Source organism: Pseudonocardia spirodelae, from assembly GCF_037727765.1.
In the GTDB taxonomy this organism is placed as follows: domain Bacteria; phylum Actinomycetota; class Actinomycetes; order Mycobacteriales; family Pseudonocardiaceae; genus Pseudonocardia; species Pseudonocardia spirodelae.
Genome location: NZ_JBBJUP010000034.1, coordinates 1 through 10,995, shown reverse-complemented (window position 1 = coordinate 10,995; position 10,995 = coordinate 1). Strand labels below are relative to the sequence as shown.

Here is a 10,995-nt window from a genome sequence, read left to right as displayed (position 1 = left end):
CGGCCCGGCCGGGTCAGCGCAGGGTGATCTGCTTGCCCGCGAGCACGTCGCGGGCGCGGTGCTCGGACTCCGTCAGCGGCGTGGCCGCCAGCCCGGCCAGCACCTCGTCGAGCCGCTCGGCGAACTCCGCGGCCGGTCCCGCCCACTCCGAGGAGTGCATCTCCCGGTCCACGTCCCACACCGGCACGAGCAGCCCGTGCGCCCGGAAGGACCCGGCGTAGCGCGAGCCGTCGCCCAGCTCCAGGCCGCCCCGGCCGGACAGCCGGGCCAGCGCCGCCATCAGCGTCGGCTCGTCCTCGGTGCGCACCCAGCGCACGTGCGCCTTCGAGCCGGTGTCGACCCAGTAGGCGCCGCGGACGCCGTCCGCGGTGACGGCCTCGGTCGGCATGATCACCGAGTTGGCGCGCTCGAGCATCGCCTGGGCCTCGGGGTCCGGCTCGCCCGGCGGCAGCCACCACGCGAAGTCGGCGTGCACCGTCGGCTCCAGCGGGGTGCCGGGCTCCAGCACGTCCTGCAGGCGCTCCCCGGTGCGCCGGTCCGGCCCGACGACCGGCAGCGACGAGCCCGGCTCGGCCGAGCGCGCCCAGGCCAGCGCGCCGGCGAGGTCCGCGGAGAGGTCCCCGGAGCGGGTCTGGACCTGCATGCCGAGCAGGACCTCGCCGTTGTCGCGGACGATCGCGGCGGACGCGCCCGGCAGCACCGAGGCCAGGGTCACCGGCCCGCCGGAGCGGACCGGCAGCGGCGCCGTGGCCGACGGGAGGAACTCCCGCATGGCGACGAGGTCGGGCTCGGCCGCGAGACCCTCGAACGGCCGGATGACGATCACGTCGTCGCCGGCGCCGTGGCAGGACTTGTACCGCTTGCCGGAGCCGCACGGGCACGGCCGGCGGGGGTTGTCCCCCGCCTCGGCGGCGCCGGCACGGTTGCGCGTCTTCTTACCCATCGCCGGGCAAGGTAGCGGGTCGTGCATGTCTTCGATCCGGCCGACCCCGCTTTCCTGGCCGACCCCTACCCCGCCTACGCCGCGCTGCGGGCCGCGGGACCGGTCCATCCCCACCCCGGTCTGGGCCTGCCCGTCGCGGTGACGCACGCGGCCTGCGCGGCCGTGCTGCGCGACCGCGGCCTGGGCCGCGTCTGGGCCGACGCCGAGCCGGCGGACGAGCTCGGCGCGTTCAACCTGCTGCACCGCAACTCGCTGCTGGAGCGCGAGGGCGAGCCGCACACCCGGCTGCGCAGGCTGGTGGCCTCGGCGTTCGCGCGCGGCCACACCGAGCGGCTCGCGCCGCTGGTCCGCGGGCGGGCGGGCGCGCTGGTCGAGGACCTGGTGCGACGGGTGCGCGACGGCGAGCCGGCCGATCTCGTCACGCTCGTCGCCGAGCCGCTGCCGGTCGCGGTGATCGCGGACCTGCTCGGGGTGCCGCCGGACCGGCGGGCCCCGCTGCGCGACTGGTCGGACGCGATCGTGCGGATGTACGAACCCGACCCCGGCGACGACGGCCGCCGCGCCGCCGAGGCCGCCTCGGCCGCGTTCACCGCGATGCTGCGCGAGCTGGTCGACGACCGCCGTGCGGGCCGCGCCGCCCCCACCGGCGACGGGCCGGACCTGATCGCGGACCTGCTGTCGGTGCGCGACGGGGACTCCGCCGCCGCCCGCCTGGACGACGACGAGCTGGTCGGCACCGCCGTGCTGCTCCTCATGGCCGGACACGAGGCGACGGTCAACGTCGTCGGGAACGGGGTGCACGCGCTGCTGCGGCACCCGGACCAGTGGCGTCGGCTGCTCGACGACGACACGCTCCTCCCGACGGCGGTGGAGGAGCTGATCCGCTTCGACGCGCCGCTGCAGCTGTTCGAGCGGACCGCCGTCGCCGACACCACGGTCGCCGGGCACCGGGTCGCGGCGGGCACCCGGATCGCGACGCTGCTCGGCGCCGCGGGGCGCGACCCGGCCGTCTTCGGTGCCGGCGCCGACCGCCTCGACGTCGGCCGCCGCCCGAACCCGCACCTGGGCTTCGGCGGCGGCGTGCACTACTGCCTCGGCGCCCCGCTGGCCCGGCTGGAGATCGGCGAGGTGCTGCGGGCCCTGCTGCACCGGTTGCCCGGGGCAGCGCTCGCGAGCGAGCCGGTGCGCCGTCCGCGGTTCGTCATGCGCGGCCTCGCCGAGCTCCGGCTCACCTCCGGGACGGATCACTGAGCCGGATGCCGGATCCGTTGCACAGCCGAACGGCGCAGACCGCAGGACCATTCACAAGAATTGCCGACGGCGCCGTGCAAAAACGCGGCGCTCAGCCTCCCCGGAATTGCGCGACCGGCGTCGACCATCGCATCCGGACGTGATGGAATCGGCCCGGTGGAATCGTGGTCGGAACTGCTGCGCGACGTCCTCGACGTGCCAGGGACGGGCTACGCGTGCGTGGCCGACGCGGGCAGCGGCGAGATCCTCGCGGCGGGCGGCGGGCGGGACGTGCCCGGGCTCGCCGCGGTCCTCGGCTGGGGCGCTGCGGAGCTGGCCGCCGGCGGACCCGCGTTCGAGGACGCCGTGATCACGACGACCACCGGGCACCACCTGCTGCGGGCCGTGACCCGCGACGGCGGCCCGCCCGTGCTGGCCTACGCCCACCTCGACCACACCGGCACTCCGCTCGCGCTGGTCCGGCGCGCGCTGCGCCCGGCCCCCGGGCCGCGGCCCGGAACGCTCCCCCGCGGTCCCGCCGCGCCGGCGCCCGCGCGGGGGACACCCGTCCCGGCCGGCCTTCCCGGCCACACGAATGCCCAGCTCAGAACCGGTTCCCCGGCTCGTCCGCGGATGGCCGCGCGTCCCGCTCCCCCGGCCGCCGCACCTCCGGGCGTCCTCCCCGCGCCGGCCGGCACACCCGTCGTGGACGCTCCCGGGGACGGTCCGCCGCCACCGCGGGCGGCAGCCGTCCCGCCGGCCGCCCCGCCCGCGGCGTCCCCGGTCCGCGGGGACCCCGCGGTCCCGGTGGCGGTGCCGATGCCGTCGCCGGTGCCCGACGCCGAGCGCACACCCGGGCCGGTCGTCCCCCTGCCCCGCCGGGCCCCCGCCCCGGCACCGCGCGAGGACCCGGCACCGGCCGCCGGGCCCGGGGCCGCCCCGGCGGGCGCACGGTGGGCCGACGACCTCGGGACGATGGCCCGCGTCCTGGCCGCGCTACGGCGTCTCGACCGGTCGTCCGCAACGGAATATTGACGCTCCGGAATCGCGGGCTATCGTTGTCCGCTCCGAGGACGTCCCCCACTCGTGATCCATTGTCGAGAATGGGTGGAAACGGTTCCCGGCACCGGCTCCCCGACATCGTCGCGACGTCCGTCACGTCGCGCGGAAGGCATTCTGAGATGAACAACATCGATCGTTCGCTGGACATGGCCGCCAACATCAAGGGCGCGTTCGCGGTCGCGATCGTCGACTTCGACAGCGGCATGACCCTCGGCTCGCGCGGCGGGAGCCCCGAGTTCGACCTCGACGTCGCCGCGCCCGGCAACTCCGAGGTCGTCCGCACCAAGCTCGAGGTCATGCAGAAGCTGGGCCTGCGCGAGACGATCGAGGACATCCTGATCACCCTCGACACCCAGTACCACCTGATCCGGATCATCCGCGGCACCGACGAGCAGCTGTTCTTCTACCTCGTGCTGAACCGGGCCCAGGCCAACCTCGCGATGGCCCGCCGCGACCTGCGCGTCATCGAGCAGCAGTTCGCGATGGCCTCGCCGCAGGCCGCCCCCCAGCAGGGCCAGGCGTTCTTCCCCGCCCAGCAGCGCTGACCCGGGGAGAGGACGACCGGCGCGATCGATGGGACGTCACCGGCACGCCGTCGCCGTGCGCACCGACGGGCTCGCCGCCGTGCTGGGCCCGCTGGTCTCCGACCCGCGGGTCCGCTCCGCCGCGCTGCTCGACGTCGACAGCGGGATGGTGCTCGACGTGTGCGGCCCCGACACCGCCGCGGGCCGGACCGGCCGCGGTGTCCCCGCCGCGCACGACCACCGCGACGAGGTCCGCGGCGCGGCGCACGCGGAGCTCGTCCGGATCGCGCTGGCGCTGGCGCCCGGTGCCGGCGGGGTGCTCGGGCTCGTCCTGGAGGCGGGACCGGACCGGCACGTGCTGCGCACCGTCGCCGACCCGCACGGCGGGCGGCTGGCGCTGTCGGTCGTCGTGCGCGGCCCGGACCGGGCGGTACGGCGGGTGCGCAAGCTCCTGGAGGAGGTCTCCGAGGCCGCGCTGACGGCGGGCCCCTCCACCGCGGTGCGCCCCGGTGCCGCCGGCTGGGCATCGGGTCCGGCCGGCCCGGGCCCCTCCGGTCCGGTGCCCACCGGGCCCGGCCCGTCCGCCACGCACCACCCACCGGGACCGCCGGAACCGCCGGGACCGGACGCCCCGTGGGCCCCGCGCCCCGCCGGCCCGCCGTACGCGGGCCCACCCGGGCTCAGCCCCGTGACGGCTCCGCCGGGTCCGGTGCCGCCGTCGGCGCTGCCGGCGGGCCCGCCGGCGCCGGCTCCGCCCGCTCCGCGCGGACCGCGTCCGGGTTCGCTGCCTGCCGCGACACCAGCAGTTCCCGCGGCCCCTGCGCCCGCGGCTCCAGCAGAGCGGTGAGCAGGCGCACCACCCGCACGGTGCGCCACGCCGTCACGGCGGCGAGCACGTCCGCCCAGAGGTGCAGCACCACCCCGTCGGCCAGCGCCTGGGTCCCGGTGCGCAGCCGCCACAGCAGGGCGACGACGGCCAGCAGCACGCACGCCGCCCACAGTGCCCACCACACCAGCAGCTCCCGCGACGGCGACGGCCGCCGCCCGGGCGGCAGCTCCAGCGCCGCGTGCTCGGTCTCGGCCAGCAGCGATCCGGGCGCGACCAGGTTCCATCCCGGCACGACCCACCCGGCGACGATCCGGCGACGGCTGCGCCAGGCCCGCGCCCCGGCCCGGTCGGCGGCCGCGCGGTGCGCCCACAGGCTCCACGAGATCGTCAGGACCCCGGCCGCGACCGCCGCCACCACCGAGGACCAGCCGCCGAACCAGACCAGCGCGTCGGACCAGCCGACCGCGTCCGCGGACAGCGCGTCGGTGCGGCTGAGCAGCAGCAACCCGTAGCGCCAGGACTCGGCCACGGCGGCGACCAGGGACATCACGACGGTCACCCACAGCACGGGCACCAGCTGGGCGGCCAGGGCACGGGCCCGGTGCACGGGCAGCAGCGGCTCGTCGTCGGACGCCGCCGGCGCCCGCCAGGGGCCGACCGGCAGGCCCCAGCGCGGGACGGCGCGGTAGCGGGGCGGTCCGGTGTAGCGGTCGCGGCGCTGCGGCGGCGACGACGCCTGGCCACCCGGTGTCGTCGCGACCCACTCGAGGGCGGCCAGGTAGCGACCGCACCACGGGCAGAACGCGCCGCTGCCGGGCGGCGCCGTGCGACCGCAGCGCGGGCACGGCGACGGTCCCGGCCGTCGGGGCGCCGGCGCGACCACGGGTCAGGCGATCCGGGGGGCGCTGCCGTCGTCGGTCACGACCGTGCGGCCCTGCGCGGCCCAGTCCTGCATCCCTCCCTCGACGTTCACGGCCGGGTAGCCCTGCTGGGCCAGGTAGGCGACGACGCGGGCCGAGCGGCCGCCCGAGCGGCAGACGACGTAGAGCGGGTCGTCGGTGGGGACCTCGCCCATCCGCCCGGCCAGCTCGGACATCGGCAGGTGACGGGCGTGCGGGGCGTGCCCGGCGGTCCACTCGTCGAGCTCGCGGACGTCCAGCATCGGGGCGTCGGCGGGGAGGTCGGACACGCTCACGGCGGGAACCGGGTCGGACATGGCGCCATCCTGCCACGCCCGCCCGTCAACCCGCCGTGAGCGCGGCGCGGTCAGCGGTAGCGGTCGTCCCGGTAGAGCGACCCGTGCGGGATCGTCATCTCGTTCGGGTCCGGCGGCGGCTCGGCGGGCCGGTGACCGCCGGTGGCGTGCACGGGCCGGAACCCGCCGCTGCCGCCCGGCGAGGGCCACCGGCCGGTCCCCCCGGGACGCCCGTCCGGGCCGACCGCGGGCTGGGTGCCGGTGAGCCCGGTGTTGCCGAACAGCTCGCCCGCCTGGCGGCTGGTCTGCGGCCGCTGCCCCGGGTTCGGACGCGGCTGCGGGCGCGGCGGCTGCGGGCGGTGCCGCCCGGACCCCTCGGCGGCGTGCCGCGGGATCAGGTCCTCGGCAGGCACGGCGGCCGGCTTCGGCGTCTCCTTGGGCTCGGTCGTCGCGCGCACCGCGCCCGCACCGGTCAGCGAGCGGACCTCCATCTCGGCGTAGCGGGCGGCGTTGAACCGCTCGCGGCCGCCGAGCAGGGTGCCGACGATGCCCAGCAGGAACGAGGCCGGGATCGACACCAGGCCCGGGTTGGACAGCGGGAAGAACGCGAAGTCCGCGTCCGGGACCATCGCGGTCGGCGAGCCCGACACCGCGGGCGAGACGACGATCAGGCCCACGCAGATCAGCACGCCGCCGTAGATGCTGCACAGCGCACCGGTGGTGTTGAACCGCTTCCAGAACAGCGAGAACAGGATCGTCGGCAGGTTCGCCGAGGCGGCGACGGCGAACGCCAGCGCCACCAGGAACGCGACGTTCTGGCCGTTGGCGACGATGCCGCCGCCGATCGCCACGAGGCCGATGACCAGCGCCGTCGTCCGGGCGACGCGCACCTCGGAGTCCGGGGAGGCCTTCCCGCGGCGCAGGACGTTGGCGTAGACGTCGTGCGCGAAGGACGCCGACGCGGTGATCGTCAGGCCGGCGACGACCGCGAGGATCGTCGCGAACGCGACCGCGGAGATCAGGCCGAGCATGATCTCGCCGCCGAGGGCGTAGGCCAGCAGCGGCGCGGCGTCGTTCTGGTTGGCCCGGGTGATCGTGCCCGGCGGGAGCAGCGCGGTCGCGCCGTAGCCCAGCACCAGCGTGAAGAGGTAGAAGATGCCGATCAGCCAGATCGCCCACACCACCGAGCGCCGGGCCTCCTTGGCCGAGGGCACGGTGTAGAAGCGCATCAGGATGTGCGGCAGGCCCGCGGTGCCGAGCACCAGCGCCAGCCCGAGCGAGATGAAGTCGATCTTGTTCGTGTACTGCAGGCCCGGGTTGAGCAGGGCCTCGCCGCGCTCGGAGTTCTCGGTGGCCTGCCGCAGGACCGCGGACAGGTTGAACCCGTAGCGGCCCAGCACCCAGGTGGTCAGCACCGCGGCGCCGGTGAGCAGCAGCCCGGCCTTGATGATCTGCACCCAGGTGGTGCCCTTCATCCCGCCGAACAGCACGTAGAAGATCATCAGACCGCCGACGACGACGATCACCAGTGCCTGGGAGACGGCGTCGTCCTTCGGGATCTGCAGCAGCAGCGAGATCAGTCCGCCGGCGCCGGCCATCTGGGCGATCAGGTAGAACAGCGACACGACCAGCGTCGAGGTCGCCGCCGCCGCGCGGACCGGGCGCTGGCGCATCCGGAACGCCAGCACGTCGCCCATCGTGAAGCGGCCGGTGTTGCGCAGGAGCTCCGCGACGAGCAGCAGCGCCATCAGCCAGCCGACGAGGAAGCCGATGGAGTACAGGAAGCCGTCGTAGCCGTAGAGGGCGATGGCGCCGGCGATGCCGAGGAACGAGGCCGCGGACAGGAAGTCGCCCGCGATGGCCGTGCCGTTCTGCGGACCGGTGAACGCGTGGCCGCCGGTGTAGTAGTCGGCGCGCGTGGCGTTGGTGCGGCTGACCCGCAGCACGATCATCAGCGTGACGATCACGAACAGCAGGAAGAACCCGAGGTTCGCGGTGACCGAGCCGACCGACTCGGCCTGGGCCAGGACGGACGTGGTCATGCGCGCACCTCCGCACCGGCCTGCTCGACGCGGGAACGCAGCTCGGCGGCCGGGCCGTCGATCTCCCGCTCGGCGAACCGGACGTACAGGGTCGTGATCAGGAAGGTGGAGACGAACTGGCCGAGCCCGACGAGCAGGCCGACGGTGATCGTCCCGACGACCCGGGTCGACATGAACTCGGGGGCGTAGCTGGCGAGACCGACGTAGGCCAGGTACCAGGCGAGGAAGATCGCGGTCATCGGGAACACGTAGCGCCGCAACCGGCTGCGGTACGCCCGGAACTCGGGACTGGCCTGGACCTGCTGGTAGATCGTGCCGGCCGAGCGCTCTGCGGGGCTGCTCATGGCGCCGGGGTCCTTTCGGGTCGTGCTGCGGGGAGCGGGGCGCGACCGCGACCGGGGGATCGCGGCACGCCCCCGGGGGGACACACTTCACCCGGATCAACGACGCGGTCTCGCGCCGGGGAACGTCGTTGCGACCCGATACGGGGAGAACGCCCGATCGGTCCCCACTCACCCGGCGCAACGATGACGCTGCGTGACCCGATCGGCCGAGCGGGTCAGGTCCTGTCGTCCAATCGGTCACGCATGAGGCCCAGCCGTTCGGGTGCGTGCAGCCGCAGGAGCACCTGCCCGGCGTCCACCGGACGGCGCGCCCGGGTGGCCCGCGACACCAGCGCCATCGTGAGGAAGGCCAGCGGGACGCTGACGATCGCGGGCCGGTAGAGCAGCACCTCCACCCAGCCGGCCGCGTCGCCGAGACCGTCGACGTCGAGCCCGGCCAGGGCGGCGACGACCGCTCCGGCCGACACGACGCCGCCGACGACGACGCCCGCGATCGCGCCGACGTCGGTGAGCCCGCGCCACCAGATGCCCAGCACCAGCAGCGGGCAGAACGTCGACGCCGCGACCGCGAACACCAGCGCGACGGCCTCGGCGAAGTTCAGCCCGGTCGGGACGAGCGCGACGACCGTCGGCGGCACCCCGGCCAGGACGGTGGCCAGCGGGAAGCGCCGCGTCATCCGGCCGCTGCGGGGCAGGACGTCGGTGGACACCACGCTGGCCAGGCTGACCAGCAGCCCGGACGCCGTCGACAGGAACGCCGCCCACGCGCCCGCCGCGACCAGCCCGCCGACGAGCGCGCCGAGCAGGCCGCTGCCCAGGATCGCGGTCGGCAGCAGCAGCACCGCGGCGTCGCTGCGGCCGGTGACCAGCAGCTGCGGGGTGTAGACGCGGGAGAGCACCCCGAGCAGGGTGACCAGGACGTAGAAGCCGCCGAGCATCGCGAGCACCAGCACCGCGCTGCGCCGCGCCGCGCGGCCGTCGGAGTTGGTGTAGAAGCGGCCGAGCACGTGCGGCAGGCCCATCGTGCCGAGGAACGTCGCCAGGATCAGCGAGTAGGTCGCGAGCAGCTGGTGCTGCTCGGAGCCGGTAAAGGGCCGCAGCCAGCTCTCGTCGTCGGTGGGGGCGCCGCGGGTGACCGGCACCGGCGCGCCGGCCGGGAACGCCAGCTCGGTCCCGGCGGTGACCTCGTGGGTGGACCCGGCGACCCAGCGCAGCGGGCCGTCGACCGGGCGGCCGTCGACGGTGCCGCGGGCGACGACGTCGACGGCGAGGCGGGCCTCGAGCGTCACCGGGGTGGCGACGGAGACGGTGGTCGGCTCGCGGAACTCCGGCGGCTCGCCGCGGGCGAAGGTGTGGCCGTCGCCGAGCCAGACGACGATCCCGATCACCGCGGGCACGGCCAGCGCGGTGAGCTTGAACCAGTACTGGAACGCCTGCACGAACGTCACCGACCGCATGCCGCCGAGCGCGACGGTGGCGACGACCAGCACCCCGGCCGCGCCCGAGCCGATCCAGTCCGGCAGCCCGGTGACGATGCCGACCGTCAGCCCGGCGCCCTGCAGCTGCGGCAGCAGGTAGAGCCAGCAGATGACGATGACGACGGCTGCGCACACCTTGCGCAGCATCGGTGAGGCGAGCCGGGCGTCGGCGAAGTCCGGCACCGTGTAGGCGCCGGAGCGGCGCAGCGGCGCGGCCACGAACAGCAGCAGGAACAGGTACCCGGCGGTGTAGCCGACGGCGTACCAGAGCGCATCGACGCCCTGGACCAGGATCAGCCCGGCGATGCCGAGGAACGACGCCGCCGACAGGTACTCCCCCGAGATCGCGCCCGCGTTGAGCCGCGAGGGCACCGACCGCGACGCGACGAGGAAGTCGGAGGTGAGACGGGTGCGGTGGGCGACCGAGCCGATCACCGCGGACGCGACGGCGACCAGGACGATCGCGACCAGCGACAGGATCGCGGTCAGGCTCATCGATCCGCCACGTCGTCGGCGAAGTCCTGCTCGGCCGCCTCGGCGGAGCTCACGTACCACCAGCCGAGGCCGAGCAGGAACGGGTAGACCAGCACGCCCAGCAGCAGCCACGGCAGCCGGATCCCGAGCACCTCGACCTGCCCGATCACCGGGACGGCGATGAACAGCGCGGGCAGCACGCCCAGACCGACGAGGGCGACGACGCTGACCCGCAGCGCGAGGAGCAGCTGGGTGCGGACGAGTGAGTTGCGCAGCAGCGTGCCGACGGCGCCGGGGTCCTGCACGTCGGACAGCCCGCGCGAGGACTGCGCGGTCGAGCGGCGCTCGGAGAGCACGACCCGCACGCGTCCGGCGCCGGGGCCGTCGGGGTCCTCGACGGTCTCGGGGGCGGCGGGCGGGTCGGTCGGCTCGGCGGCGAAGCGGCGCGGGCGGGCACCGGTGTAGGGCGCCGCGGCGGCGGGCGCGAACGGCTCCGGCTCGGCGGCGGGCTCCGGCGCGGGTGCGACGTCGTCGGCGCCGGGGGCGCGCCAGATGACCTCGGTGCGCTCGGTCGGGCCGCCGCGCAGCTCGTCGAGCTCCTCGTCGAGGTCGTCCTCGTCGGGCAGGTCGTCCTCGTCGTCGCGCTCGTCGGCGCGGGGTGCCGGGGCGGCCGGGCCGCGCCGCCCGGCCGCGCTCCAGCGGGTGGGCACGGGCCGGGTCTCGGGCGGGGCGTCGGCCGGGATCTCCGCGGCGGTGCCCGGGGCGGTGCCGGTGGTCCCGGCGAGCAGGGCCCTGCGGTCGGGGGTCCAGGCGTCCGGCCACGACGACGCGCCGGGGACCCGCTGCGGCAGCGCCGAGCCGCCCGCGGGCGGGG

Annotated in this window: 9 protein-coding genes and 1 pseudogene; 3 read left to right on the top strand and 7 right to left on the bottom strand. The window is 75.9% G+C overall.

The genetic code is table 11. The features are described 5' to 3' along the window. Positions 1-13: 13 nt before the first annotated feature. On the bottom strand, positions 14-943 hold the full coding sequence (locus WJX68_RS25055; protein ID WP_340295439.1) for a DUF5926 family protein: 930 nt from the start codon (positions 941-943) through the stop codon (positions 14-16). 21 nt (positions 944-964) lie between these two features. Here WJX68_RS25055 and WJX68_RS25050 point away from each other — a divergent pair, with 21 nt between their 5' ends. The 3 genes from WJX68_RS25050 to WJX68_RS25040 all read left to right on the top strand — a co-directional run bounded on the left by WJX68_RS25050 (position 965) and on the right by WJX68_RS25040 (position 3,780). Beyond that, positions 965-2,194, top strand: a complete 1,230-nt coding sequence (locus tag WJX68_RS25050) for a cytochrome P450 (RefSeq protein ID WP_340295437.1) — start codon at positions 965-967, stop codon at positions 2,192-2,194. Positions 2,195-2,350: 156 nt separating this feature from the next. Continuing rightward, positions 2,351-3,208, top strand: coding sequence for a hypothetical protein (locus WJX68_RS25045; protein WP_340295435.1), 858 nt, complete (start codon positions 2,351-2,353; stop codon positions 3,206-3,208). A 146-nt stretch (positions 3,209-3,354) separates the two neighbouring features. Next, on the top strand, positions 3,355-3,780 hold the full coding sequence (locus WJX68_RS25040; RefSeq protein ID WP_340295433.1) for a hypothetical protein: 426 nt from the start codon (positions 3,355-3,357) through the stop codon (positions 3,778-3,780). 659 nt (positions 3,781-4,439) lie between these two features. Here WJX68_RS25040 and WJX68_RS25035 read toward each other — a convergent pair. The 6 genes and pseudogenes from WJX68_RS25035 to WJX68_RS25010 all read right to left on the bottom strand — a co-directional run. Continuing rightward, complete coding sequence (locus WJX68_RS25035; RefSeq protein WP_340295431.1) at positions 4,440-5,471, bottom strand: DUF4328 domain-containing protein; 1,032 nt, start codon at positions 5,469-5,471, stop codon at positions 4,440-4,442. A gap of 3 nt (positions 5,472-5,474) precedes the next feature. Next, complete coding sequence (locus tag WJX68_RS25030; protein WP_340295429.1) at positions 5,475-5,804, bottom strand: rhodanese-like domain-containing protein; 330 nt, start codon at positions 5,802-5,804, stop codon at positions 5,475-5,477. Between the two features lie 428 nt (positions 5,805-6,232). Next, a pseudogene (locus tag WJX68_RS25025) lies at positions 6,233-7,825 on the bottom strand (solute symporter family protein); the annotation flags it as partial. Next, a complete protein-coding gene (locus WJX68_RS25020) occupies positions 7,822-8,169 on the bottom strand; it encodes a DUF485 domain-containing protein (protein ID WP_340295427.1) in 348 nt (115 codons plus the stop codon). The pseudogene WJX68_RS25025 and the gene WJX68_RS25020, both read right to left, overlap by 4 nt. Before the next feature lie 215 nt (positions 8,170-8,384). After that, complete coding sequence (locus WJX68_RS25015; RefSeq protein WP_340295425.1) at positions 8,385-10,142, bottom strand: sodium/solute symporter; 1,758 nt, start codon at positions 10,140-10,142, stop codon at positions 8,385-8,387. Then, the coding region (locus WJX68_RS25010) for a hypothetical protein (protein ID WP_340295423.1) at positions 10,139-10,995 on the bottom strand (857 nt) is incomplete at its 5' end. The genes WJX68_RS25010 and WJX68_RS25015, both read right to left, overlap by 4 nt.

Coding starts and splice junctions, on each gene's coding strand:
- WJX68_RS25055 (WP_340295439.1), bottom strand. CDS start 943: ATGGGTAAGAAGACGCGCAACCGTGCCGGCGCCGCCGAGGCGGGGGAC.
- WJX68_RS25040 (WP_340295433.1), top strand. CDS start 3,355: ATGAACAACATCGATCGTTCGCTGGACATGGCCGCCAACATCAAGGGC.
- WJX68_RS25030 (WP_340295429.1), bottom strand. CDS start 5,804: ATGTCCGACCCGGTTCCCGCCGTGAGCGTGTCCGACCTCCCCGCCGAC.
- WJX68_RS25020 (WP_340295427.1), bottom strand. CDS start 8,169: ATGAGCAGCCCCGCAGAGCGCTCGGCCGGCACGATCTACCAGCAGGTC.
- WJX68_RS25015 (WP_340295425.1), bottom strand. CDS start 10,142: ATGAGCCTGACCGCGATCCTGTCGCTGGTCGCGATCGTCCTGGTCGCC.